The following is a 24904-nucleotide window of genomic DNA, read 5'->3' as shown; positions in this document are numbered from 1 at the left end:
GCGCGAAACACGGTGCGGTGCGCACCGCCGAATGCAAACGGGCACCCAAGGGTGCCCGTTTTGCCTTGCCGCCGAACGACTGACGTCGCGACTGCTTCTACTTGTTGCCGGCCGTCTCCGACAGCCGCTTCATCGTCGCGATGCGCGCGCCGATCAGGTCGACGCGACCGTCCTCGCCGACGAGCGGCGCCGTCGCATCGCGGAACGCGACCCACGCGCGCTGCGCGCGCACCAGTGTCGCGGCCGAATGCGCAGGCATCTTGCGGCGCAGCTTCTGGTAATAGCGGTTCAGGTCGAACAGCGCATGCTCGCACGCGGCATCCTGTTCGCACGGCCGCACGCGGCGCACGGCCGGATCGCGCGGTGCGTTCGCCGCCGGCTTGCCGTTCGACGCGGCCGCGCCCTCGGCCGCGCTCGTGCCGCTCGTGGCCGCGACCGCTACGGCGGCGGGCGGCGGCGCATAACGATCGGCAGCGCCGCGCAGCGCCAGCGCGCGATCACGCACGGGCTGCAACTGCATGTCGGCGCTCGACATCGTGTACGCGGTGCCGCGCGTCGTGTCGTACACGGCCTTCAGCAGAATGACTTCATCCTTGCGCCACGTGACCCAGCGGCGCTGGCTGTCCTGCCAGCCGCGCTTCGCGTCGGCCGGCGCATCCTTCAACAGGCGCTGGTACGCGCCGTCCATCACCGCCTGCCACTGCTGCTGCGCTTCGCCCATGCACTGGATCTGGCCGGCCGTCGACGACCGGTCGCGCCGCGCGAGGCATTGCCGCATCGCGACGTCGATCGGGTCGGCCGCCGCGACTTCCGCATGTGCGACGCCAAACCCTGCCAGCCCCGCCGCCCCTGCCGCCCAGACGACGAGCGCGGCCACCGCCGCGCGCATCGCCCGGAATCGTCCGTGCGTCGCCATCAGTCGCGCACGCAGTCGACGTAGTACTCGACGCGGCCGTTCACCTCTTCCGCGACGAGGCCGTGGATGTCGGTGTGGAAGCCCGGGAAGCGCTCGTTGAAGTCGCGCGCGAACCGCAGGTAGTTTACGATCGTCTTGTTGAAGCGCTCGCCCGGGATCAGCAGCGGAATGCCCGGCGGGTACGGCGTCAGCAGGATGCTCGTCACGCGGCCTTCGAGCTCGTCGAGCGGCACGCGATCGATCTTGCGGTGCGCGAGCTTCGCGAACGCGTCCGACGGCTTCATCGCCGGCTCCATGTCCGACAGGTACATCTCGGTCGTCAGGCGGGCGATGTCGTTCGCGCGGTACACGTCGTGAATCTGCGTGCACAGGTCGCGCAGGCCGACACGCTCGTAGCGCGGGTGCTGCGCGACGAATTCCGGCAGCACGCGCCACAGCGGCTGGTTGTTGTCGTAGTCGTCCTTGAACTGCTGCAGCTCGGTCACCATCGAGTTCCAGCGGCCCTTCGTGATGCCGATCGTGAACATGATGAAGAACGAATACAGGCCGGTCTTCTCGACGATGATCCCGTGCTCGGCCAGGTACTTCGTGACGATCGCGGCCGGAATGCCCGTCTCGCCGAACTCGCCGTCCACGTCGAGCCCCGGCGTGATGATCGTCGCCTTGATCGGGTCGAGCATGTTGAAGCCTTCCGCGAGCGGGCCGAAGCCGTGCCAGTGGTCGTTCGGCTTCAGCATCCAGTCGTCGCGCGAACCGATGCCTTCTTCCGACAGGTTGTCCGGGCCCCACACGCTGAAGAACCAGTCGTCGCCGTATTCGGCGTCGACCTTGCGCATCGCGCGGCGGAAGTCGATCGCCTCGGCGATCGATTCCTCGACGAGCGCGGTGCCGCCCGGCGGCTCCATCATCGCGGCCGCGACGTCGCACGACGCGATGATCGCGTACTGCGGGCTCGTCGACGTGTGCATCAGGTACGCCTCGTTGAAGCGGTGCTTGTCGAACGTGCGGTTCTCCGAATCCTGCACGACGATCTGCGACGCCTGCGAGATGCCGGCGAGCAGCTTGTGCGTCGAGTGCGTCGCGAACACGAGCGCGCCCGTGCGCGGGCGGCCGTCGCCGATCGCGTGCATGTCGCGGTAGAAATCGTGGAACGTCGCATGCGGCAGCCACGCTTCGTCGAAGTGCAGCGTGTCCAGCAGGTCGCCGAGCAGGTCCTTGATCATCTCGACGTTGTAGACGACACCGTCGTACGTGCTCTGCGTGATCGTCAGGATCCGCGGCTTCATGTCCGGGTTCTCGCGCAGCGCCTCGCGCGCGAACGGGTTCGCCTCGATCTTCTTGCGGATGTTCTCCGGCTTGAATTCGTCGCGCGGGATCGGCCCGATGATGCCGAAATGGTTGCGCGTCGGCGTCAGGAACACCGGGATCGCGCCCGTCATCGTGATCGCGTGCAGGATCGACTTGTGGCAGTTGCGGTCGACCAGCACGATGTCGCCCGGCGCCACCGTCGCGTGCCAGACGATCTTGTTCGACGTCGACGTGCCGTTGGTCACGAAGAACAGGTGATCGGCGCTGAAGATGCGCGCCGCATTGCGCTCGGATGCCGCGACCGGGCCCGTGTGATCGAGCAGCTGGCCGAGTTCGTCCACCGCATTGCAGACGTCCGCGCGCAGCATGTTCTCGCCGAAGAACTGGTGGAACATCTGGCCGAGCGGGTTCTTCAGGAACGCGACGCCGCCCGAATGGCCCGGGCAGTGCCACGAATACGAGCCTTCGTCCGCGTACTTGACGAGTTCCTTGAAGAACGGCGGCGCGAGGGAGTCGAGATAGACCTTCGCCTCACGGATGATGTGGCGCGCGACGAACTCCGGCGTGTCCTCGAACATGTGGATGAAGCCGTGCAGCTCGCGCAGGATGTCGTTCGGCAGATGCCGCGACGTGCGCGTCTCGCCGTACAGGAAGATCGGGATGTCCGCGTTGCGGCGGCGCACTTCGGTGACGAACGCGCGCAGCTCGATGATCGCGGTCGCGAGCTCGGGCAGCTCGCCGTCCGGGCCGGTTTCGCCGAGCATGAGTTCGTCGTCGTCGATCGACAGGATGAAGCACGACGCGCGGCTCGACTGCTGCGCGAACGACGTCAGATCGCCGTAGCTCGTGAGGCCGAGGACTTCGACGCCCTCCTTCTCGATCGCTTCGGCCAACGCCCGGATGCCGGAGCCCGAGATGTTCTCGGAGCGGAAATCTTCGTCGATGATGACGACGGGGAAACGAAACTTCATGGGCGATTCTCCAAAAAGAACGACCGCGGCGCGTCACGCGCAGCGGTCACCCGGAAACTGGTGAGACGTTATGCAACCAGATCAGGTTTTCGGCAGCGTGACACCGCGCTGCCCCTGATACTTGCCGCCGCGATCGGCGTACGACACGTCGCACACTTCGTCGCTCTCGAAGAAGAGCACCTGCGCGACGCCTTCGTTCGCGTAGATCTTCGCGGGCAGCGGCGTGGTGTTCGAGAATTCCAGCGTGACGTAGCCTTCCCACTCGGGCTCGAACGGCGTCACGTTGACGATGATCCCGCAGCGCGCATAGGTCGACTTGCCGAGGCAGACCGTCAGCACGGTGCGCGGGATGCGGAAATATTCGACGGTGCGGGCCAGCGCGAACGAGTTCGGCGGGATGATGCACACGTCGCCCTTGAAATCGACAAACGAACCCTCGTCGAAGTTCTTCGGATCGACGATCGTCGAGTTGATGTTCGTGAAGATCTTGAATTCGTCTGCGCAGCGGATGTCGTAGCCGTAGCTCGACGTGCCGTAGCTGACGATCCGGCGGCCATCCTCGGACGCGCGAACCTGATCGGGCACGAACGGCTCGATCATCTTGTGCTCTTCGGCCATGCGCCGAATCCACTTGTCGGACTTGATGCTCATGTCAGCCTCCGCCGGGCCGTCCCAAGGAGGCTGACCGCCCCCTCGGGGGGCAGCGAACAAAGTGAGCGTGGGGGTCGTGTCATATCGGGGCGCCAGGAAACGCTGCGTGACGGAAAACGAAAGCCGCCGATACGAGGCGGCGGCGGGGAAAGGCGGACATTTTACGCGATCATCGGCCCGCGCACGCGGCAGCCGTCAGCGGATCACGCCGCAGGCGAGCGCAGGGCCCGCGCCATGCTGCGGAAACGCGGGATCGCTCGGGTCGCGGTGCACCAGCGCCGCGCGGCTCATCGCCGAGCGCACGCCATCGAGGGCCAGATCGGGGGCGACGATGAAGCCGGCCGCGACGCCGTTCGCATCCGCATGGATGTTGCCGAGGTCGCCGGCGACGCGGGCGCCCGCGCGCAGGCGGTCGGCGGCAGGCGCGAACACCTGGCCGGCGCTCGAGCCGTCGCCCGCGTTGCAGTCGCCGCGCTCGTGCACCTGCAGCGCATGATCGCTGTTCGGCGGCAGGCCGACCAGGTTGTAGGTGACCTGGACGCCGTCCGGACGCTCGACGAACGTCACCGCGCCGCGCGCCTGCGAGCCGACCGTCGGCTGCAGTTGTGCGTCGGCCCGCTTTTCGTGCGTCGAGGAAAAGGAGGTGCAGCCGGCCAGCAGGCCCAGCGCGGCGGCGGCCAGCAGCGCGTGCCGCGCGCGGCCGGCGCGCACCCCGTGATGTCGTTGTTTCATTCGATCCTCATGCCGGCTGACGGCCGTTTGACACGGCAGCCGTGCCGGGCGGGTAAAGGGACCCGGGAAAAGTCGCCATGATACCGCGCCTCGCGGCGCCGTAAACAGCGTGAGGCCCCGCCCCGCAAGGGTTTTACGTATTTTGAACAACGATGGTCGGGAACTTCGACGTCATGTCGCGCGCGCGCTCGGCAATCGCCAGCGCGACCCCGCGCGCGATGTCGCGGTAGCGGCGCGCCAGCGCGCCGTCCGGATCGGCCGCGACCGTCGGCGTGCCGCCGTCGGCCCGCTCGCGGATCGCGATGTCGAGCGGCAGGCTGCCGAGCACGTTCACATCGTAGTCCTTCGCCATCCGCTCGGCCCCGCCGGCGCCGAAGATATGCTCCTCGTGGCCGCAATTCGAGCAGATGTGGATGCTCATGTTCTCGACGATGCCGAGGATCGGAATCCCGACCTTCTCGAACATCTTCAGGCCCTTCTTCGCGTCGAGCAGCGCGATGTCCTGCGGCGTCGTGACGATCACCGCGCCCGTGACGGGCACGCGCTGCGCGAGCGTCAGCTGGATGTCGCCGGTGCCGGGCGGCATGTCGACGATCAGGTAGTCGAGCTCGCGCCAGTTGGTCTGGCGCAGCAACTGCTCGAGCGCGGAGGTCGCCATCGGGCCGCGCCACACCATCGGATTGTCTTCCTCGATCAGGAAGCCGATCGAGTTCGCCTGCAGCCCGTGGCCGACGAGCGGGTTCATCGACTGGTTGTCGGGCGACTCGGGGCGCTGGCCGTGGATGCCGAGCATCGTCGGCAGCGACGGGCCATAGATGTCGGCGTCGAGAATGCCGACCGATGCGCCTTCCGCGGCGAGCGCGAGCGCGAGGTTCACGGCCGTCGTGCTCTTGCCGACGCCGCCCTTGCCCGACGCCACCGCGACGATGTTCTTCACGTTCGGCAGCAGTTTCACGCCGCGCTGCACCGTGTGCGCGACGATCTCCTGCGACACGGCGACGCGCGCGTCGCGCACGCCCGGCACGGCCTGGAGCGCCGCCGCGACGCGTGCGCGCACGTCGTCGTGCTGGCTGCGCGCGGGATAACCGAGCACCACGTCGAGCGCCACGACATCGCCGTCGATCGCGACGTTGCGCACGCCCTTGTTCGCCGCATACGGCCGGCCGGTATTGGGGTCGACGACAGCCGCCAGTGCGGCGTCGACTTGTGCCCGGTCAATGCTCATCGAAACTCCGTGAAAACGTTTTTCGCGCGCGCAAACGTCAAAAAATATCAAATTACGCTGCGAAAATCGGGAAAAGTGAAAGAATCTGTTGCATGCCATTGCGCGAACGCGCGACCCGGCGCAATCTTCGCGTGCGGCACGCTATGGGGCCAAATCGGCCACTAACCGCCTATATTGTAGAGGCTGACGCGTCGCGCTGTCCGAACAGCCATGTTGACGGACAGGGCATGCAACCGCCTCGGCGGCTGCCGCGAGCGCCAGGCCCGCCCTCCTTTTTTCGGGCGGCCTGTGCGGGGAGCCGTAACTGTAGTTGTCGTTGTCGACTCGTTCAACCAAGAGAGGAATCCAAGATGAACATGAAAATCGCGACTCGCCTGTCCGTCTTCGCCCTGGCCGGTGCAGTGCTGGCCGGCTGCGCATCGCCGCAAGGCACCAACACGGCCGTCGGTACCGGCACGGGTGCGGCGCTGGGCGCAGGCATCGGCGCTCTGGCTGGCGGCGGCAAGGGCGCGGCGATCGGCGCGGGCGTCGGCGCGCTGGTCGGCGGCGTGACGGGTTACAACTGGCAGGCGATCAGGAACAAGCTCGCGCCGTCGGCAGCGAAGACGGGCACGCAGGTGACCGAGCAGCCGGACGGCTCGCTGAAGCTGAACGTGCCGAGCTCGGTGACGTTCGCGACAAACCAGTACGCGATCACGCCGGCATTCACGCCGCTGCTGAACGACCTGGCGACGACGCTGAACCAGAACCCGCAAGTGACGGCATCGGTCGTCGGCTACACGGACAGCACGGGCTCGGCGCAGCTGAACCAGACGCTGTCGCAGAACCGCGCGCAAAGCGTCGTGAACGCGCTCGCGCAGCGCGGCGTCAACGCCGGCCGCCTGTCGGCGCAGGGCATGGGCCCGTCGAACCCGATCGCGGACAACGCGACCGAAGCCGGCCGCGCACAGAACCGCCGCGTCGAAATCTACCTGCGCGCAGCGCAGGCGCAGTAAGCGCACGACGAGGAGAAGGCGCGGGCACGCCGCCCGCGCAGCGCCGCCGGACAAGGCGTCCGTCGGGGCCGGTAACAAATCGAAAAAAATTTCGAACTTCCGTCGCGGGCCGTGGTCAGTATTTACGGTACGCGGCTGGTAGTTGCCGGCGCGTCACCATTCTCCTCTTGTCGTTGTTGCTCCGGGGCCGTATCCGCCCCGGTTTTTTTTGCCTGCAGAATTCGTGCTGCAGCGCAACAGCACCGCCGGGCACGCCGTTTGCGCGACTCTGCGCGTTCCGGCGCCCGCCACGCGGCGCCGGGCCGCCTCCCCGGCCCGCGCCCCTGCTAGAATCGCAGTTTCCCGTCGTATTTCCGCCGTTCCTCTACAGACCCTATGTCCGCAACCGACCTCACTTCCGTGCAGGCTGCGGCGCCGCAAGGCGCGCGCCAGATCCTGGTTACGTCCGCACTGCCCTATGCCAACGGGCAGATCCACATCGGCCACCTGGTCGAGTACATCCAGACCGACATCTGGGTGCGGACGCTGCGAATGCACGGTCACGAGGTCTACTACATCGGCGCCGACGACACGCACGGCACGCCGATCATGCTGCGCGCGGAGAAGGAAGGCCTGAGCCCGAAGCAGTTGATCGACCGCGTCTGGACCGAGCACAAGCGCGACTTCGACAGCTTCGGCGTGTCGTTCGACAACTTCTACTCGACCGACTCGGACGAGAACCGCGTGCTGAGCGAGCAGATCTACCTCGCGCTGCGGGAAGCCGGCCTGATCGCCGAGCGCGAGATCGAGCAGGCGTACGACCCCGTGAAGGAAATGTTCCTGCCGGACCGCTTCATCAAGGGCGAGTGCCCGAAGTGCCACGCGAAGGACCAGTACGGCGACAACTGCGAGGTGTGCGGCTCGACCTACCTGCCGACCGAACTGCTGAACCCGTATTCGGTCGTGTCGGGCGCAACGCCGGTGCGCAAGACGTCGAAGCACTACTTCTTCCGCCTGTCCGACCCGCGCTGCGAGACGTTCCTGCGCGAATGGGTGAGCGGCCTCGCGCAGCCCGAAGCCACCAACAAGATGCGCGAATGGCTCGGCGACGCCGGCGAGGCCAAGCTCGCCGACTGGGACATCTCGCGTGACGCGCCGTACTTCGGCTTCGAGATCCCGGGCGCGCCCGGCAAGTATTTCTACGTGTGGCTCGACGCGCCGGTCGGCTACTACGCGAGCTTCAAGAACCTGTGCGACCGCAACGGCATCGATTTCGACGCGTGGATCCGCGCGGGCTCGAAGGCCGAGCAGTACCACTTCATCGGCAAGGACATCCTGTACTTCCACACGCTGTTCTGGCCCGCGATGCTCGAGTTCTCGGGCCACCGCACGCCGACCAACGTGTTCGCGCACGGCTTCCTGACGGTCGACGGCGCGAAGATGTCGAAGTCGCGCGGCACGTTCATCACCGCGCAGAGCTACATCGACACGGGCCTGAACCCGGAATGGCTGCGCTACTACTTCGCCGCGAAGCTGAACGCGACGATGGAAGACATCGACCTGAACCTCGACGACTTCCAGGCACGCGTGAACAGCGACCTCGTCGGCAAGTACGTGAACATCGCGAGCCGTGCTGCCGGCTTCCTGCTCAAGCGCTTCGACGGCCGCGTGCAGGACAGCGCGATGAACCATCCGCTCGTCGCGAAGCTGCGCGATGCGATTCCCGCGATCGCCGCGAACTACGAAGCACGCGAATACAGCCGCGCACTGCGTCACACGATGGAGCTCGCGGACGACGTGAACGCGTACGTCGACGGCGCGAAGCCGTGGGAGCTCGCGAAGGATCCGGCCAACGCGGTCGCGCTGCACGAAACCTGCAGCGTGAGCCTCGAGGCGTTCCGCCTGCTGTCGCTCGCGCTGAAGCCGGTGATGCCGCGCGTCGCCGAATCCGTCGAGTCGTTCTTCGGGATCGCGCCGCTCACGTGGGCCGATGCCGCGAAGCCGCTGTCGTCGGAACAGCCGGTCAAGGCTTACCAGCACCTGATGACGCGCGTCGACGCGAAGCAGATCGACGCGCTGCTCGCCGCGAACCGCGATTCGCTGCAGGCCGACACGGCCCCTGCGACCGCGAACGCGGCGAAGGACTCGAAGGATGCGAAGAACGCCAAAGCGAACGCGAAGCCGGCCGTCGTGAACGGCGCCGACGACGCCCCCATCTCGATCGACGATTTCGCGAAGATCGACCTGCGCATCGCGAAGATCGTCGCGTGCCAGGCCGTCGAAGGCTCGGACAAGCTGCTGCAGCTCACGCTCGACATCGGCGAGGAAAAGACCCGCAACGTGTTCTCGGGCATCAAGTCCGCGTACCAGCCGGAGCAGCTCGTCGGCAAGCTGACGGTGATGGTCGCGAACCTCGCGCCGCGCAAGATGAAGTTCGGCCTGTCCGAAGGGATGGTGCTCGCGGCGTCGGCAACCGACGAGAAGGCCGAGCCGGGCCTCTACATCCTCGAGCCGCACAGCGGCGCGAAGCCCGGCATGCGCGTGAAGTAAGCCGAACCGAGCGCGCTGCCGCTTGCACGAAAAAGGCCCCGCACGATCCGTGCGGGGCCTTTTTTACATGTGCGCGGTGCGACGCGCGCCCGCCGTCAGCGCTGCCAGAACCAGCGATCGAAGCGCCGCGTGTAGTTCAGGTCGACGCCCTGGAACGTGCCGCCGTACGCGGACACCGACCAGAAGCGCGTCAGGTTGATCGTCGCCTTGAACGCGTTGCTGGCCGACTGCAGCCCCTGCTCGTAGCCGAGCACGAAGCGCTCGTTGATCGCCTTCGACACCTGCACGACCTGCGGATCGGTCAGGCCGACGTCGCTGCGGCCGATCGAGAACTCGTCGAGGCCGATGGTCTGCGCGACGCGCTTGCCGGTCGCGCTGCCGAGCAGCGCGAGCGCGGCCGTCATCGCGCCCTGCTGGCCGACGTTGTTGCCCTGGTCGGTGCCGTGCCCGAACAGCAGCCACGACAGCTTCTCGTTGTCGGTAACGTTCGGCTCCGACACGAGCTTGACCGTCGGCGACTGGATCGTGCCCGTCACCTGCACGCCGGCCTCGACCTCCTGGTTGCGCCGCATCGCCAGGATGTTGACCCCCGGGTTCGACACGGGCCCGTTGAACGTGAAGAAGCCGTTCTCGACCGCGAGCTTGCGGCCGAACGACGTGTACGTCGACCCTTCGGTCACGCGCACGTTGCCGACCGCACGCAGCGGCACGCCCTGCGCGCTCATCACGGTGATCGTGCCGCGCAGCCCGAGATCCGCGCCGTGGCCCTTGAAGCGGAAGTTGTTGCCGAGGCCGATGTCGATGTTCGCGCGCGGCGCGAGCGACGGCGCCGGCTTGTCCGCGGCCGGCGGCGGCTTCGCCACCGCGGTGCCGGTCGGCGTCTCGCCGCGCACCGTGCCGTCCGGCTGCACGATCACGACATCGTCGGACAGGTGCGGCGCCGATTCCTCGGGCAGGTCGAACAGCGCGCGGTCGACGACGAACTTGCCGTCGATCGACAGCGCGCCGCGCGGACCGTCGTTCGCGACCGTCGCCTTGCCCGACAGCGACAGCTTGCGGTCCGGCGCCGCGAACAGTTCGAGCTTGTCCGCGACGATGCTCGCGGTCAGGTCGGGCGCCTCGCCGTCGAGGCGCACGCGGCCGAGCGCGCGCAGCGTGCCGTCGCCCCCGTGGAACTCGACCTGCTGGAATTCGACGAGGTTTTCCGAGAGCTTCACGCGCACGATGCCGTCCTTCAACTGCACGCCCTGGTCGACGAGCGTCGCGGACAGGTCGTCGCCCGTCAGCATCCCCGACAGGTTCGGCTTCACCGGCGTGCCGGCGACCGTCAGCTTCAGCGCCGCGCGCCCGCCGAGCAGGTAGCTCGGCCCGAACAGGTTGCCGGTCGCTTTCAGCGACGGGATGTCGGCGTCGATGCGGCCCGACAGCGGGCCGTCGTCGACGACCCCGAACATGCCGTCGCGCAGCGCGAACGGCACCGTGACGTTCGCATCGAGCGTGCCGATCCGGTTCGCCTTCGCGAGCGCCGTCACGTTGAGCCGGTTGCCAGGCGCGAAGCTCGCGCGCGCGGACAGGTCGGTCAGCCCGAGCGACGCGATGCCGCGCCCGCTCTCGATCGTCACGTCTCCGCCGCGGCGCTTCACCTGCACGTAGCCCGTCGCGTTCGCGCCGAGCGAGAAATCCCAGTCGGCATCGAGCACGACGTCGGTGCGCACCGGCGGCCGCTGGCCCGTCAGCTCCTGGCGGACCTCGAAGAAGCGTGCGACCGATGCGCCTCTCACCGAGCCTGCCGAGCGCATCTGGCCGTGATCGAACACGAACGACTTCAGGTCGATCGCCGCGCCTTCGAGCGTGAGCCGCGTCGCGCCGAGCGTCACGCGGCCGGCGCCGGCCGACACGGTGAGCGGCGCCTGCAGCGCGACGGCCGGCGTGCCGCGGTTCGCGAGGCGCGTGACGGTGCCGTCCCAGCGCATCCCGTCGCGGTTCTCGACCACGCCGCCGTTCGCCGCGAGCGTCGCGTCGATCACGCGGCCGCCGGTCGTCCCGACCGCCGATGCGTCGAGCGTATGCTTCGCGCGCGTGCCGTTCAGATTCGCGCGCAGCGATTTCAGCTTCAGCGAGCCGAGCGCGATGTCGGTCGCGTCGGCCGTGAACACGAGTGCGCCGTGCGCGCCGTCGCGGATGTCCGCGCGGCCCTGCGCGGCGCCGATCCGGTTCGATCCGACGACGACGCGCTCGGCCTTGTAGGTGGCCGTCACGTTCGGGTGCGCGAAGCTGCCGGTCAGGTCGCCCTGCGCCTGCACGAGCCCTTCCACGCCGAAGCCGAGCCGCTCGAGCTGCGGCGCGTCGACGACGAAGCGCAGCCGGTCGCCGGGCGCGCCGAAGCTGCCGCGCAAATCGACGTGGTTGCCCGCGATCGACAGGTTCGCGTTGCTCGGCAGGATCCGCGAGCCGGCGAGCTGCACGACGCCGGCACCGGTCAGCGGCACGCCGTCGTACAGGCTCTCGCCGAGCTTGAAGGTCGCCTTCGTCGACACCTGCGGCGCAAACGCGCCCGACGCGCTCAGCGTGCCCGACACGCGCGTCTCGCCGCGCCTGGCCGGCGCCTTTGCCTTGGCGGCCGCGTTGCCGCCGCCGGCCTTCGGCGCCCTCATCGCGGCGAGCAGCAGCGGATCGAACGCCGTCAGCGTCGCCTTCGCGTCGTAGCTCGAATGCGCGTCGTGGCGGAACACGCCCGTCAGGTCGATACGGCCCTTGGCCGCCGTCACGCGCGCGTCGGTCAGCACGGTCTGCTGCGGCGTCAGCGCAACCTTCGCGCGCGCGCCGAGTGCGAGCTTCGGGTCGTTCAGGTCGAAATCGACGGTCGTCACGTCGCCCGCGAGCGTCACGCCGAGCGGGCCGCCCAGGCGCATCGGCCGCAGCTCGGCGACGAATGCGTTCAGGTCGAGGTTCGCGACCTTCAGGTCGAAGCGGCCCTTGCCGCCCGTCAGCGTGCCGTTGCCCGTCACGCTGCCGTCGCGGATCAGCTTCAGCGCGAGATCGTCGATCCGCTGCGCGTGCGCGTCGAGATGCACGTTCGCGTGCGCGTCGATCACCGGCAGCAGGTGATCGCCGAGCGTGCCGGGCTTCGCGTTGACGATCGACACGGGGCCCGTCACCGCGAACCCCTTCGCGGGTGCGGCGCCGGCCGGCGCGGTCACGGGCGCGAGTTCCGCGCGCACCGCGAGATCGGCGGCCGGCGCCCCGGGTGCGAGCGCCTGCGGGTTCACGTGATCGAATGCGAGCGACGCGCGCGTGAGCGGCACCGCGCCGAACGGCGCGGCCTCGACGTGCGCGCGCCCGCTCAGCTTCATCCCGCTCGCATCGACGTCCGCGACGAGCGCCTCGAGCGAGCCCGACACACGGGCCCGCGCGTCGACCGGCTCGTCGGACAGCTTGCCCGCGTAGGTGGCTTCGCCCGTCAGCGCGAACGGCTTCACGCCGTCGAGCTTCGCGCGCGCGGTCAGCGCGCCGTACGGCGTCTCGACGCCGCCGAGCACGAGTTCATGATGACGGCCGTCGCTGCGGCCGTTCAGCGCGAGATGGTCGAGCTGCGTCGTCGAACCGCCTTCGTGAATCGCGAGGTGATCGACGCGCAGTTCGTCGATCCGCAACTGCAGCGGCAGGCTCAGGTCCTGCGGCGTCGTGCTCGGCGTCGACGGCCCCGGCGCGATCCGCACGTCGATCGTGCCCGCGCGAAGATAGGCGACGGACAGCCGCCACGGCGCGCGGGTCAATGCCCAGCGGCCGTCGAGCCGGTCGATGCGGACCTCGGTGCCGGTGCCGTCGGGGCTGGTCCACGCGAAACCGCGCAACCGCACGCCGGTCGCAAGCGAGCCGCCTTCGAGCGTGCCCGCGAGCCGTGCGCCGAGCACGCGCCCGGCCACCTGCCATGCGAGCCGCGTGCCGCGCTCGGTCGTCGCCGCGGCCAGCACGAGCCCGGCGGCCAGCACGACGAGCAGCACGGCCGTCGCGAGCGTCCACGCGACGACGCGCACCGCGCGTGCGCGGCGCGCCGCGCGCGGTGGCGCGTCGGGCGTGCCGTCGGGCGAGTCCGGATCGTGAGGCGGCGGCGTGTCGTTCGGGTCCTTCGTCATGCGGTTCGTCGTGGATGAAGCGGTACGTTCAGAAAGCGATGCCGAGCGTCAGGTACGGGCGCACGCTGTGGTTGCGCAACCCGTACGCGACGTCGACGTTGATCGGGCCGACGGGGCTGCGCCAGCGCGCGCCGATGCCGACGCCCGGATAAAACACCTTCTCGCCCCACGCATCGGTCGCGGTGCCGATGTCGAAGAACGTGGCGGCGCCCCAGTCGCGATTGAACCAGTGCTGGTATTCGGCGGTGCCCGTCATCAGGTACTTGGTCGGCAACACGGAGCCGTCGACGCTGTTGCCGATGCTCTGGTAACCGTAACCGCGCACCGAGTTCGAGCCGCCCGCGCGGAACAGCAGCGACGCCGGCACGCCGGTCGAACTGCCGCTCGTGAACACGCCGCCGAGCTCCGCGCGGAACACGAACAGGTCGCGCTTGCCGATCGGCAGGTACTGCTGGCCGCGCGCGTAGCCGCGGATGAAGGTCTGGTCGGTCGCCACGCCCTTGATCGCGAAGCCGGCCTCCGCGTGGATCAGGTTGCCCGAGCGCGGAAACAGCGGATCGTCGACGTTGCGGCGCGTCCAGGCCCATTGCGGCACCAGCGCGCGGCTCGTGGTCGGCCCCGCGCCGTTCTGGTCGAGCCGGTCCTGGTAGAACATCAGCGAATACGCATAGTCGATGAACTGCCCGGTGCGCGTGCGCTGCACGCCGACCCGCGCGCTGTAGATGCGCGTGTCCGACACGTTGGTGTTCGTATACGACGCGAGCACGCTGTTGGTCCACCCTTTCTCGCCCGGCGGCATCGACAGCTGGACCTGCCCGTACTGCTGGATCTGGTCGAGCCGGCCCGACACGGTCAGCGGCCACGCGGCGCCGAACGTGTCGAGATACGTATAGGAGCCCTGCACATGCGGGCCCGTGTCGGTGGCATAGCCGACCCCGCCGCGGATGTTGTTGTACGGGAACTCGCTGACCTTCACGTGCACGGGCGTGCGCTCGGGCTTCGTCGTATCGTCGCCCACGTCGATCGCGACGCTCGCGTAGTACGGCGTGTTCTGCAACTGCCGCTGCAATTCGGTGATCCGCTGCGCGTCGTAGATCTCGCCTTCCGACAGCGGATTGACGTTCGTGACGATCTTCTCCGGATAGCGGCGCACGCCGTCGACATCGACCTTGCCGATCGTAAACGTCGGGCCGCTGTCGAACGTGACCGCGAGCGTCGCGCGCTGCGTGCGCGGGTCGACGCGTGCCTCGGACGACGCGATCTTCGCGCCGAGATAGCGGCGCGACTGCAGCTGCTTGAGCGCCGCGCCCTTCGCGCCGTCCCAGTCGGACTGCGTGAACGGGTCGCCCGGCTTCAGCGAGAACGCGAAGCGGGTCGCGGCCTCCTGCTTCGGATCCTCGGTGTCGACGGGGCCCTTGAACGTCAGGTCGACCGTCGACACGACGGTCTGCGGCCCCGGATCGACCGCGATGCGCACGTCGCGCTTGCCGTCACGCATCCGCACGTCGGTGCGCACGACCGGCGAGAAATAACCGGCCGTCGCGGTCAGGTCGCGCACCTGCTGCGGCGTGGCGGTCACCAGGTAGTCGAACTGGTCGTCGCTGATGTCGTCGCGCTTCGCGAAGCGCGCGATATCGAGATGCGACTTGAGCAGCTTGCGGACCGAGCGCGGTGCGTCGATGTCGACGTCGTACTTCGCGTGGGCCGGCAACGCGAACAACGCGGCGACGCACCCCGCGAGGGCCGCCCGTGCGGCGCGGGCCGCGGCGCCGGCGCGATTGCGTGCCACGCGCGGGCCCGGGTCATGCGCCATGTGTGCTTGCTGGTTCGACTGCCCCGCCAAATATGACCTCGCCCTCGGTTGTCACGGTTTCGTGGAAACCCTGTATTTGACCACAGGGCAGCGGCCATGCCCGCACGCGCGAGGCTTTGACGCTTGCGCGCAACGGCGCGCGCACGGGCCCGGGCCGCTTCGCCGCAGGTGCGGGCCCGCGGGTTCGACGCGCGATTGGCGCCGGCCGTTCCCGCGATGCGGTAAAATCCCGCCAACGCGAATCCGGCGCATCGTGCGCCGCCCGAAACGGAAAATCCAGCCATGCCGTACCAGTCCGACGTCACGCAGTTCCTGAACCAGCTCAAGCAGCAGAAGCCGACGCTCGAGGAAGAGCAGCGCAAGGGCCGTTCGCTGCTGTGGGACAAGCAGCCGATCGACCTCGAAGAGCGCGCCGAGCAGCAGGAATCGCGCGTGAAGCAAACGTCGTACGTCTACTACCAGAACTTCTGACGACGTGAGCGCCGCCGACGAGGCCAGCGCCGCCCGCCAGGACGACGCGATCGCCGCGCCCGCGGGCGCCGACTCGACGCCCGACACGGTCGACGGTGTCGCGGCGTTCGCTCGCCTGTACGGCGAGCCGCTCTTCAAGCTGCCGCAGGATCTCTACATCCCGCCCGACGCGCTCGAGATCTTCCTCGAGACGTTCGAAGGCCCGCTCGACCTGCTGCTGTACCTGATCCGCAAGCAGAACTTCAACGTGCTCGACATCCCGATGGCGCAGGTCACCGCGCAATACCTGGGCTATGTCGACCAGATCCGCACGTCGAACCTCGAGCTGGCAGCCGAATACCTGCTGATGGCCGCGATGCTGATCGAGATCAAGTCTCGGATGCTGCTGCCGGTCAAGAAGGCCGACACCGGCGACGAAGCGGAAGATCCGCGTGCCGAGCTCGTGCGCCGCCTGCTCGAATACGAGCAGATGAAGCTCGCCGCGCAGCGCCTCGACCAGTTGCCGCAGCTCGGCCGCGACTTCCTGCGCGCCGAGGTCTACATCGAGCAAAGCATTACGCCGCGCTTCCCCGACGTGAACTCCGACGACCTGCGCGCCGCATGGGCCGACGTGCTCAAGCGCGCGAAGCTCGTCCAGCACCACAAGATCTCCCGCGAGGAGCTGTCGGTGCGCGAACACATGAGCCTGATCCTGCGCCGGCTGCAGAACGCGCGCTTCATGGAGTTCGCCGACCTGTTCGACACGTCGCGCGGCGTGCCGGTCGTCGTCGTGAACTTCATCGCGATGCTCGAACTCGCGCGCGAATCGCTCGTCGAAATCACGCAGCCGGAGCCGTTCGCGCCGATCTACGTGCGCCTCGCGTACCTGCCCGCTTAAGGCCCGCGCCCGCCCGGTTCTCCCGATTCACCCCGACGCTCGCCGCTTCGCCGCGGCGGGGGACCGCAGCCCAAGCCGCGGCTCGTTTCCGGCACGTCCGATTAAAAAGTGAACGATCGTTCTCTTTTCGATGCGTTTGGCGGCCAAATCCTCTACAATCCGCCGACGCCCGATGCGCCGCCCGCGCGCCGGCGTTCTCCGCTTCGACCCCGACGCCGCTGCCGCGGCGCCAACGCGCGCATGCGCGAGGAACCCGCTACCCGATCATGAAAGTCATCAGCTCGATCCAGGAACTGCGCGACCAGCTGCGCGGACAGAACCGCACGGCGTTCGTGCCGACGATGGGCAACCTGCACGAAGGGCACCTGTCGCTGATGCGCCTCGCGCGCCAGCACGGCGACCCGGTCGTGGCGAGCATCTTCGTCAACCGGCTGCAGTTCGGCCCGAACGAGGATTTCGACAAATACCCGCGCACGCTGCAGGACGATATCGAGAAGCTGCAGAAGGAAAACGTCTACGTGCTGTTCGCGCCGACCGAGCGCGACATGTACCCGGAACCGCAGGAATATCGCGTGCTGCCGCCGGACGATCTCGGCGGGATCCTCGAAGGGGAATTCCGGCCCGGCTTCTTCACCGGCGTGTGCACGGTCGTGTCGAAGCTGATGGCCTGCGTGCAGCCGCGCGTCGCCGTGTTCGGCAAGAAGGACTACCAGCAGTTGATGATCGTGCGCCGCATGTGCCAGCAGCTCGCACTGCCGGTCGACATCATCGCGGCCGAAACCGTGCGCGACGAGGACGGCCTCGCACTGTCGTCGCGCAACCGCTACCTGTCGGCCGACGAGCGCCGGGAAGCGCCCGAGCTCGCGAAGACGCTGCAGCGCATGCGTGAAAGCGTGCTCGGCGGCGAGCGCGACCTCGGCAAGGTCGAGCAGCAGGCGCGCACGCACCTGGCCGAGCGCGGCTGGGCGCCCGACTACCTGTCGATCCGCCGCCGCGCGAACCTGATCGCGCCGAGCGCCGCCGAACTCGAAGCCGGCGAGCCGCTCGTCGTGCTCGCGGCCGCGAAGCTCGGCGCGACGCGCCTCATCGACAACCTGGAAATCTGACGGGCCGCCCGCCCGCGCCTCTCACGACGCATCACGGAGACACCATGCAGCGCCACATGCTCAAATCGAAGATCCACCGCGCGGCAGTCACGCACTGCGAGCTGCACTACGAAGGCTCGTGCGCGATCGACGAAGACCTGCTCGAAGCGTCGAACATCGTCGAAAACGAACGGATCGACATCTGGAACATCAACAACGGCGAGCGCTTCTCGACGTACGCGATCAAGGGCGAGCGCGGCAGCGGGATGATCTCGCTGAACGGCTCAGCCGCGCGCCGTGCGCAGCTCGGCGACCTCGTGATCATCGCGGCGTTCGCGATGGTCGACGAAGCCGAACTGCAGGCCGGCTGGAAGCCGAAGCTCGTGTTCATCGACGACGGCAACAAGATCAAGGGCCACCGCGATCACGTGCCGACGCAGAACTGGACCTAACCTGACCGGCCGCCCCCGCGTGCCGTCGCGCGCGGGAGCGGCTGCACCGCTTGCGGTCGAAGGGCCGGATCCCGTGCGACATGGGATCCGGCCCTTTCCCATTTCGGCGCGAGCCGGCCTCGTGGCCGCGCGATCGGATCAGGACGCCTTGGCGGCCTTCTCCGCCTTCGGCGCACCGCGCTCGGCCCATTCGACGATCGGCCGCCACTGTTCGAGATCCTTTTCGACCCGGCTCTTCGCGACGTCCCACAGCGTGAGGCCGTGCGCGGCGATCTGCACGTAGTTCTGCGTGTCGCGCACGTAGCCGAGCACCGGCAGGCCGAGCCCTTCGACGAAGCGGTGCAGCTGGTCCGACGAGCGCGTGCGCGCATCGACCCGCATCCCGACGATCCCGACCTCGACGCCCCCCTTGCGCACGGCCTTCTCGCCGGCGAGGCGCTCCAGAAACTGCTGGGTCGCGAGAATATCGAACATCGACGGCTGCAGCGGCACGATCACCTTGTCGGCCAGTTGCAGCGCGACGCTGAGCCGATTGCCGTGCAGGCCGGCCGGCGTATCGATCACCGCATATTCGAGGCCGCGCGGCGGCTTCGACGGCGCGTCCGGATCGAGATCCCACGACTCGATCGCCGGCAAGCCGGCCGGCCGCAGGTCGAGCCACGCATGCGCGGACTGCTGCCGGTCCAGGTCGGCGAGCGCGACCCACGCGCCCTGCGCCGCGAAATAGCCGGCAAGATTGGTGGACAACGTGCTCTTCCCCACGCCGCCCTTCGGATTCGCCACCACGATCACCGTCATGAATTCCCCCGAAAAAGCCACGCGGCGCCGGCCGCATGGCTGGCGCCGCTCGATTGCGGATACAGGGAGCGATGATATCGGCAAACGGGGGATCACCGGAACGGGTTGCATCGAACCGCGCCCCCGTTACTCCGTTACGCGCGCTGAACCGCGGCCTCCCGGGCGCCGATCGCGAACGCGCCGCCGCCCAGCAGTGCCTGCACGGCAAGCGTGACGGCCCAGAACGCCGGATATTCCCAGCCGCCGTTCGGCGACGAGAAGCTCCAGCCGTTCGGCAGATGCGCGGCCGTCGCGCCGAGCATGAACGGCAGCAGCGCGAGCGCGGCGACACGCACGCGGAAACCCGCGAGCAGCGCCAGGCCGCCGACCAGTTCGACAAACGTCGTCAGGTATGCGAGCCAGCCCGGCAGGCCGATCGACGCGAAGAACTGCGCGGTGCCGGGCAGCGTGAAGACGAACACCTTCTGCGCGACGTGCGCGAGGTACAGCACGCCGAGCGCGACGCGCAGCAGCGTGGCGGCAAAATCGTTCAGGCGATTGGGGTTCATGGCGGATTCCTTCGTGAGTGGATGAGAATGGATCGCACTCTATTCGAATCGATTCAGCCGATAAACACGCCAATTTGCTTTAACTGATTCCCAACAGGAACGAATAAGGCCGTAAAAAAGGGCATGACCGATCATGCCCCGAATCGTGCCCGATACCCACTTCAGTACCCGCTTTTGCCTTGTGTGGCGTCGCCGGAACCGGACTGGCTGCCGCCCGGTGTGTACGAATCGCACGCGTGCGCAACCGCCGATGCGCCCAGCAGCGCCGCGAGCAGCACGCTCCACCACCATCGAACCTTCATCGTCGCACTCCTCCAGGCGGACCTCCGCCTTCCTTGTGTTGTACGCGATCCGGCGGAAAAAGCGAGGGCGGCCCGGCGCCGCTTCACCGAAATTCGGCGTACAGCGCGTCCAGGTCGAGATGTTCGGCGAACGTATCGGCCAGCCGCTCCAGCGATGCCTCGCGCAGCGCCGGATAGTCGATGCGCTCCGCGCCGTCGAGCCCGGCCCACGCGAGCAGCGCCGCGCACGCGTCGGGCGCGTCGAACAGCCCGTGCACGTAGGTCGCGAGGATCTGGTTGTCGGCCGAAACCGCGCCGTCCGGGCGCGCGCCGTCCTGCGCGGCGTCGGCTGCCAGCGCCAGCGCGGGCGCCGCGAGCGCGGGCCCGCGCGTGTCGCCCATGTGGATCTCGTAGCCGCGCACGGCGGCCCCGCCCGGCAGCGCGAGATGTCCGGTTACGTTCTTCAGCGTCTTGTCGGGCTGCAGCGTCGTGTCGAAATCGAGCAGCCCGAGCCCCGGCACGCTGCCGGGCGCGCCTTCGAGGCCGAGCGGATCGTCCAGCGTACGGCCGAGCATCTGCATCCCGCCGCAGATGCCGATCACCTTGCCGCCGTAACGCAGGTGACGACGGATCACCGCGTCCCAGCCCGCGTCGCGCAGCCATCCGAGATCGCGCTGCACGCTCTTCGAACCGGGCAGGATCAGCAGATCGGCATCCGGCACCGGGCCGCTCTTCCAGTACGCGAACTCGACCTGCGGATGCGCGCGCAGCGGATCGAAATCGGTGTGGTTGCTGATGCGCGGCAGCGCGGGCACGACGACGCGCAGCACGCCGGCGTCGCCCCGTGCGGCGGCGCTGCGCGCCTGCGCGGGCAGCATGTCCTCCGCATCGAGCTGCAGCCCGTGCAGGTACGGCAGCACGCCGAACACCGGCTTGCCAGTCTGCGCGCGCAGCCAGTCGAGCCCCGGTTCGAGCAGCTTGAAATCGCCGCGGAAGCGGTTGATCACGAAGCCTCGCACGCGTGCGCGCTCGCTGTCCGACAGGCACGCGAGCGTGCCGACCAGGTGCGCGAACACGCCGCCGCGGTCGATGTCGGCGACGAGCACGACCGGGCAGTCGACGCGTTCGGCAAAACCCATGTTCGCGATGTCGCCGTCGCGCAGGTTGATCTCGGCCGGGCTGCCGGCGCCCTCGACGATCACCGTGTCGTAACCGGCGCGCAGGCGCGCGTACGACTCGAGCACCGCGTCGAACGCGACCGGCTTGTAGTCGTGATACGCCCGCGCGTCGAGGTTCGTGCGCGCCTTGCCATGAATGATCACCTGCGCGCCGCGATCGCTCGTCGGCTTCAGCAGCACGGGGTTGAAATCCGTATGCGGCGCGACGCCCGCAGCCAGCGCCTGCAGCGCCTGCGCGCGGCCGATCTCGCCGCCGTCGGCCGTCACCGCGCTATTGAGCGCCATATTCTGCGGCTTGAACGGCGCAACGCGCGCGCCGGCACGGCGCGCCAGGCGGCACAGGCCCGCGACGAGCGTGCTCTTGCCCGCGTCGGACGTCGTGCCCTGGATCATCAGCGTACCGCGCGGCCGCGGCTCGGGTGCATTCATCGTGTAAAGGTCGTCGCGAAGCAAAGGCCGCATTATCGCCCGCGCCGGTACGCTCGCGCCGTTACAATCACGCGATGATTCCGCACGACCTCACCTTCGTCCTCGGCGGCGCGCGCTCGGGCAAGAGCGCGCATGCCGAGCGGCTCGCCGCCGACAGCGGCCGCCCCGTCACCTACATCGCGACCGCAACCGCCGCCGATGCCGAATTCGCGCAGCGCATCGCGCATCATCGCGCGCGCCGCCCGGCCGAATGGGGGTTCGCCGATGCGAGCGTCGACCTCGCCGGCACGCTCGCGCGGCTCGACGATCCGCACGCGTGCCTGCTGGTCGACTGCCTGACGCTGTGGCTCACGAACCTGCTGTGTCCGGCCGACGGTGAACCGCTCGACGACGCGCAGTACGCAGCGCAGGTCGAGCGGCTCGAACACGCATTGCGCGGCGCACGCGCGAAGGTGATCGTCGTCAGCAACGAGATCGGGCTCGGCGTCGTGCCGCTCGGGTCGGTCACGCGCCGCTACGTCGACGAACTCGGGCGCCTGAACCAACGCGTCGCCGCGCTCGCGACGCGCGTGACGCTGCTCGTCGCCGGGCTGCCGCTCGACCTCAAGACGGGAGCGCCGTCATGCTGATGCTGTCGCTGCCCGTTGTCGCGATGCTTGCGGTCGCGGCCGCGATCGTCGACCGTGCGATCGGCGAACCCGCCGGCTGGCATCCGCTCGTCGCGTTCGGCCAGCTCGCCGCGCGCATCGAAGGCGCTCTGAACACGGGCCGGCGCGGCCGCGCGGTCGGCGTCGCCGCGTGGGCCGCGGCCGTCGTGCCGCCGGTGGCCGTCGCCGCATGGCTCGTGGCCGTGCTGCCGTGGCCGCTCGCGGCCACGCTGCACGTCGCGCTGCTGTGGTTCGCGCTCGGCGCGAAGAGCCTCGCCGACCATGTCGCGCCGATCGCCGCGGCGCTGCTGCGGCGCGACCTCGACGCCGCGCGTAAGCTGACCGCGCGCATCGTGTCGCGCGACACGAGCGACGCCGACGAAGGCGCGTTGTCGCGCGCGGCCGTCGAATCGGCGCTCGAGAACGGCAACGACGCGATCTTCGGCGCACTCTTCTGGTTCGTCGTCGCGGGCGGTCCCGGCGCGCTGCTGTTCCGGCTCGCGAACACGCTCGACGCGATGTGGGGCTACCGCACGCCGCGCTTCCTGACCTTCGGCTGGGCCGCCGCGCGCCTCGACGACACACTGAACTGGATTCCCGCGCGCCTCACGGCCGCGAGCTACGCGCTGCTCGGCGACACGGCCGCCGCATGGCGCTGCTGGCGCACGCAGGCACGCCACTGGGACAGCCCGAACGCTGGCCCGGTGATGGCCGCGGGCGCCGGCAGCCTGAACGTGCAGCTCGGCGGCCCGGCCGTCTATCACGGCGAAATCGAGGATCGTCCGGCGCTGGGCACCGGCGCACCGGCGACGGCCGTCCACGTCGTCGCCGCGCTGTCGCTCGTCACACGTACGCTCGCGCTGTGGCTCGCGCTGCTGGTCGCGAGCGGCGCACTCGTCATGGCCACTCATCATGTCTGACACTCGCATCGCGCACGGCGGCAACCTGCATGAAGCCGCACGCCGCCACGGCATTCCGTACGACGCGTGGCTCGACCTGTCGACCGGCATCAATCCGGTCGGCTATCCGGTGCCGCCCGTCCCGGCCGACGCGTGGCGCCGGCTGCCCGACGACGGCGACGGCCTCGCGGCCTGCGCCGCGCAGTACTACCGCGCGCCCGATCCCGCGCACGTGCTGCCGGTCGCCGGCAGCCAGGCCGCGATCCGTGCATTGCCTGCGTTGCTGCCGACCGGCGACGCCGGCGTCGCGTCGCTCGCGTACGGCGAATACGCGCCCGCGTTCGTGCGTCACGGCCATCGCGTCGTTCCGCTCGACATCGGCACGGAAACGCTGCCGGCGACACTGCGTCACGTCATCGTCGGGAATCCGAACAACCCGACCGCCGAATTCGTGCCGGCCGAGCGCCTGCTCCGCTGGCATGCGCAGTTGTCGGCGCGCGGCGGCACGCTGATCGTCGACGAGGCGTTCGCCGACACTGGCGCAACGCAATCGCTCGCGCCGCAGGTTAATCGCCCTGGGCTCGTCGTGCTGCGCTCGGTCGGCAAGTTCTTCGGTCTGGCCGGTATCCGCGCGGGCTTCGTGCTCGCATGCCCCGAACAGATCGCCGCACTGCGCGACATGCTCGGCGCATGGACGGTCGGCGGCCCCGCGCGTCACGCGGTCGCCGCGGCATTTGCCGATCGCGCATGGCAGGCCGCCGCGCGTGAACGGCTCGCGGCAGACGGCGAGCGACTGGCCGCACTGTTGCGCATGCACGGCTTCGCGGTTCGTGCGACACCGCTCTTCAGCTGGACCGACGACCCGCGCGCCGCTGCGCTGCATGCGGCGCTCGCGGCACGCGGGATCTGGACGCGGCACTTCGCGAAGCCGTCGAGCGTGCGCATCGGCCTGCCGGCTAGCAAAGCCGAGTGGCAGCGCCTCGATGATGCACTCGCGCACTGCGTGCCGACGCTGCAACAGGAATCCGCATGAACCCGCGCATGTTCCGCCGGCTGGCGCCGGCCGCGACGCTGGCTGCGCTCGCTCATGCGCCGTTCGTCCACGCCGATGTCACGACGCGCGACGACGCCGGCAATACGGTTACGCTGCCCGCGCCCGCGCAGCGCGTGATCAGCCTCGCGCCGCACGCGACCGAGCTGGTCTACGCTGCCGGCGGCGGCGCGAAGCTCGTCGGCACCGTCACATACAGCGACTATCCGCCCGCCGCGCAAGCGGTGCCGCGCGTCGGCGACAACAAGGCGCTCGACCTCGAACGAATCGCAGCGCTGAAGCCGGACCTGATCGTCGTCTGGCGGCATGGCAATGCCGAACGGCAGACCGACGCGCTGCGCGCGCTGCATATCCCGCTGTTCTTCAGTGAACCGAAACATCTCGACGACGTATCGTCGTCGCTGCGCCGGCTCGGCACGCTGCTCGGCACGCAGCCGGCGGCCGATGCGGCCGCGGCGTCCTATGCGCGCGACATCGCGGCGCTGCGCGCACGCTACGCCGCGCGGCCGCCCGTCACGATGTTCTTCCAGGTCTGGGACCGCCCGCTGACGACGCTCAACGGCGCGCACCTGATCAACGACGTGATCGCACTGTGCGGCGGCCGCAACGTGTTCGCGTCGCTCAAGCCGCTCGCGCCAAGCGTCACCGACGAGGCCGTGCTCGCCGCGAATCCGGAAGCGATCGTGACGACGAGCGCCGGTGCGACGCGCTCGGACGAACCGCTGCCGAGCCTTGCACGCTGGCGCGCGTGGCCTGCACTGACGGCCGTGGCGCGCAACAACCTGTTCGCGATCGACGGCGATCTGCTGACGCGGCCGTCGCCGCGGATCGCGCAAGGCGCGGCCGCGCTGTGCGAGGATCTCGATGCCGCCCGTGCGCGGCGGCCGGCGCGCTGATTTCCGCTGACTTGCG

21 protein-coding genes are annotated in these 24904 nt (G+C 68.9%); 10 read left to right on the top strand and 11 right to left on the bottom strand.

Annotated features, from left to right (window positions below):
- Positions 1-97: 97 nt before the first annotated feature.
- From DM992_RS07965 to apbC, 5 genes are all read right to left on the bottom strand, one after another.
- Positions 98-916: a lysozyme inhibitor LprI family protein gene (locus DM992_RS07965; protein WP_111016345.1), complete on the bottom strand. Its 819-nt coding sequence runs from the start codon at positions 914-916 to the stop codon at positions 98-100.
- Entirely contained in the window at positions 916-3195 is a 2280-nt protein-coding gene (locus DM992_RS07960; protein ID WP_034178750.1) for an arginine/lysine/ornithine decarboxylase, read from the bottom strand. The genes DM992_RS07965 and DM992_RS07960 overlap by 1 nt, the downstream gene beginning before the upstream one ends.
- Positions 3196-3276: 81 nt before the next feature.
- A complete protein-coding gene (gene dcd / locus DM992_RS07955) occupies positions 3277-3846 on the bottom strand; it encodes a dCTP deaminase (RefSeq protein WP_006398615.1) in 570 nt (189 codons plus the stop codon).
- 195 nt (positions 3847-4041) lie between these two features.
- Entirely contained in the window at positions 4042-4578 is a 537-nt protein-coding gene (sodC, locus tag DM992_RS07950) for a superoxide dismutase [Cu-Zn] (protein ID WP_111016344.1), read from the bottom strand.
- Between the two features lie 133 nt (positions 4579-4711).
- Complete coding sequence (apbC, locus tag DM992_RS07945; protein WP_111016343.1) at positions 4712-5803, bottom strand: iron-sulfur cluster carrier protein ApbC; 1092 nt, start codon at positions 5801-5803, stop codon at positions 4712-4714.
- 350 nt (positions 5804-6153) lie between these two features.
- On the opposite strand from apbC, the gene DM992_RS07940 reads away from it, so the two are divergent.
- Together DM992_RS07940 and metG are read left to right on the top strand one after the other, a co-directional pair.
- Complete coding sequence (locus DM992_RS07940; RefSeq protein ID WP_034178753.1) at positions 6154-6798, top strand: OmpA family protein; 645 nt, start codon at positions 6154-6156, stop codon at positions 6796-6798.
- Between the two features lie 375 nt (positions 6799-7173).
- Positions 7174-9327, top strand: a complete 2154-nt coding sequence (gene metG / locus DM992_RS07930) for a methionine--tRNA ligase (RefSeq protein WP_111016342.1) — start codon at positions 7174-7176, stop codon at positions 9325-9327.
- Between the two features lie 95 nt (positions 9328-9422).
- On the opposite strand, the gene DM992_RS07925 is transcribed toward metG, so the two are convergent.
- Both DM992_RS07925 and DM992_RS07920 read right to left on the bottom strand, forming a co-directional pair.
- Entirely contained in the window at positions 9423-13463 is a 4041-nt protein-coding gene (locus tag DM992_RS07925) for a translocation/assembly module TamB domain-containing protein (protein ID WP_111016341.1), read from the bottom strand.
- A gap of 28 nt (positions 13464-13491) precedes the next feature.
- Positions 13492-15306, bottom strand: a complete 1815-nt coding sequence (locus DM992_RS07920; protein ID WP_111016340.1) for an autotransporter assembly complex family protein — start codon at positions 15304-15306, stop codon at positions 13492-13494.
- Between the two features lie 252 nt (positions 15307-15558).
- Between DM992_RS07920 and DM992_RS07915 the strand changes: the two genes are divergently transcribed.
- The 4 genes from DM992_RS07915 (at position 15559) to panD (ending at position 18161) form a co-directional block, all read left to right on the top strand.
- Positions 15559-15747, top strand: a complete 189-nt coding sequence (locus tag DM992_RS07915) for a DUF3460 family protein (protein WP_006478107.1) — start codon at positions 15559-15561, stop codon at positions 15745-15747.
- A gap of 4 nt (positions 15748-15751) precedes the next feature.
- Complete coding sequence (locus DM992_RS07910) at positions 15752-16624, top strand: ScpA family protein (protein ID WP_034178758.1); 873 nt, start codon at positions 15752-15754, stop codon at positions 16622-16624.
- Between the two features lie 266 nt (positions 16625-16890).
- On the top strand, positions 16891-17730 hold the full coding sequence (gene panC, locus DM992_RS07905; protein ID WP_111016339.1) for a pantoate--beta-alanine ligase: 840 nt from the start codon (positions 16891-16893) through the stop codon (positions 17728-17730).
- 44 nt (positions 17731-17774) lie between these two features.
- Complete coding sequence (gene panD / locus DM992_RS07900) at positions 17775-18161, top strand: aspartate 1-decarboxylase (protein WP_031398432.1); 387 nt, start codon at positions 17775-17777, stop codon at positions 18159-18161.
- 138 nt (positions 18162-18299) lie between these two features.
- On the opposite strand, the gene DM992_RS07895 is transcribed toward panD, so the two are convergent.
- The 4 genes from DM992_RS07895 to DM992_RS07885 form a co-directional block, all read right to left on the bottom strand.
- Positions 18300-18959: a ParA family protein gene (locus DM992_RS07895; protein ID WP_111016338.1), complete on the bottom strand. Its 660-nt coding sequence runs from the start codon at positions 18957-18959 to the stop codon at positions 18300-18302.
- 134 nt (positions 18960-19093) lie between these two features.
- Entirely contained in the window at positions 19094-19507 is a 414-nt protein-coding gene (locus tag DM992_RS07890; RefSeq protein ID WP_111016337.1) for a DoxX family protein, read from the bottom strand.
- A gap of 161 nt (positions 19508-19668) precedes the next feature.
- Positions 19669-19809 (bottom strand): hypothetical protein, encoded by a 141-nt coding sequence (locus tag DM992_RS42250; RefSeq protein WP_165948134.1) that lies wholly within the window; start codon positions 19807-19809, stop codon positions 19669-19671.
- Between the two features lie 83 nt (positions 19810-19892).
- Entirely contained in the window at positions 19893-21395 is a 1503-nt protein-coding gene (locus DM992_RS07885; RefSeq protein ID WP_111017856.1) for a cobyric acid synthase, read from the bottom strand.
- 74 nt (positions 21396-21469) lie between these two features.
- Between DM992_RS07885 and cobU the strand changes: the two genes are divergently transcribed.
- From cobU to DM992_RS07865, 4 genes are read left to right on the top strand one after another with little or no spacing between them, the layout of a single operon-like run.
- Positions 21470-22024, top strand: coding sequence for a bifunctional adenosylcobinamide kinase/adenosylcobinamide-phosphate guanylyltransferase (gene cobU, locus DM992_RS07880; protein ID WP_111016336.1), 555 nt, complete (start codon positions 21470-21472; stop codon positions 22022-22024).
- The gene (gene cbiB, locus DM992_RS07875; RefSeq protein WP_111016335.1) at positions 22018-22962 is read left to right on the top strand and encodes an adenosylcobinamide-phosphate synthase CbiB; all 945 of its coding nucleotides are present in this window, start codon (positions 22018-22020) and stop codon (positions 22960-22962) included. The genes cobU and cbiB overlap by 7 nt, the downstream gene beginning before the upstream one ends.
- On the top strand, positions 22955-23974 hold the full coding sequence (gene cobD, locus DM992_RS07870; protein WP_111016334.1) for a threonine-phosphate decarboxylase CobD: 1020 nt from the start codon (positions 22955-22957) through the stop codon (positions 23972-23974). The genes cbiB and cobD overlap by 8 nt, the downstream gene beginning before the upstream one ends.
- Positions 23971-24888: a cobalamin-binding protein gene (locus DM992_RS07865; RefSeq protein ID WP_111016333.1), complete on the top strand. Its 918-nt coding sequence runs from the start codon at positions 23971-23973 to the stop codon at positions 24886-24888. The genes cobD and DM992_RS07865 overlap by 4 nt, the downstream gene beginning before the upstream one ends.
- The last annotated feature ends 16 nt before the right edge of the window (positions 24889-24904 follow it).

Origin of the sequence: Burkholderia sp. JP2-270 (genome assembly GCF_003233675.1) — a bacterium.
GTDB lineage: Bacteria > Pseudomonadota > Gammaproteobacteria > Burkholderiales > Burkholderiaceae > Burkholderia > Burkholderia pyrrocinia_C.
Note: the sequence above shows the minus strand (reverse complement) of the source record. Positions and strands in the feature narration are given on the sequence as shown.

Coding starts and splice junctions, on each gene's coding strand:
- DM992_RS07915 (WP_006478107.1), top strand. CDS start 15,559: ATGCCGTACCAGTCCGACGTCACGCAGTTCCTGAACCAGCTCAAGCAG.
- DM992_RS07865 (WP_111016333.1), top strand. CDS start 23,971: ATGAACCCGCGCATGTTCCGCCGGCTGGCGCCGGCCGCGACGCTGGCT.
- DM992_RS07895 (WP_111016338.1), bottom strand. CDS start 18,959: ATGACGGTGATCGTGGTGGCGAATCCGAAGGGCGGCGTGGGGAAGAGC.
- DM992_RS42250 (WP_165948134.1), bottom strand. CDS start 19,809: ATGAAGGTTCGATGGTGGTGGAGCGTGCTGCTCGCGGCGCTGCTGGGC.
- metG (WP_111016342.1), top strand. CDS start 7,174: ATGTCCGCAACCGACCTCACTTCCGTGCAGGCTGCGGCGCCGCAAGGC.
- DM992_RS07960 (WP_034178750.1), bottom strand. CDS start 3,195: ATGAAGTTTCGTTTCCCCGTCGTCATCATCGACGAAGATTTCCGCTCC.
- sodC (WP_111016344.1), bottom strand. CDS start 4,578: ATGAAACAACGACATCACGGGGTGCGCGCCGGCCGCGCGCGGCACGCG.
- panD (WP_031398432.1), top strand. CDS start 17,775: ATGCAGCGCCACATGCTCAAATCGAAGATCCACCGCGCGGCAGTCACG.
- DM992_RS07890 (WP_111016337.1), bottom strand. CDS start 19,507: ATGAACCCCAATCGCCTGAACGATTTTGCCGCCACGCTGCTGCGCGTC.
- cobU (WP_111016336.1), top strand. CDS start 21,470: ATGATTCCGCACGACCTCACCTTCGTCCTCGGCGGCGCGCGCTCGGGC.
- DM992_RS07940 (WP_034178753.1), top strand. CDS start 6,154: ATGAACATGAAAATCGCGACTCGCCTGTCCGTCTTCGCCCTGGCCGGT.
- cobD (WP_111016334.1), top strand. CDS start 22,955: ATGTCTGACACTCGCATCGCGCACGGCGGCAACCTGCATGAAGCCGCA.
- apbC (WP_111016343.1), bottom strand. CDS start 5,803: ATGAGCATTGACCGGGCACAAGTCGACGCCGCACTGGCGGCTGTCGTC.
- panC (WP_111016339.1), top strand. CDS start 16,891: ATGAAAGTCATCAGCTCGATCCAGGAACTGCGCGACCAGCTGCGCGGA.
- DM992_RS07925 (WP_111016341.1), bottom strand. CDS start 13,463: ATGACGAAGGACCCGAACGACACGCCGCCGCCTCACGATCCGGACTCG.
- dcd (WP_006398615.1), bottom strand. CDS start 3,846: ATGAGCATCAAGTCCGACAAGTGGATTCGGCGCATGGCCGAAGAGCAC.
- DM992_RS07965 (WP_111016345.1), bottom strand. CDS start 916: ATGGCGACGCACGGACGATTCCGGGCGATGCGCGCGGCGGTGGCCGCG.
- cbiB (WP_111016335.1), top strand. CDS start 22,018: ATGCTGATGCTGTCGCTGCCCGTTGTCGCGATGCTTGCGGTCGCGGCC.
- DM992_RS07885 (WP_111017856.1), bottom strand. CDS start 21,395: ATGAATGCACCCGAGCCGCGGCCGCGCGGTACGCTGATGATCCAGGGC.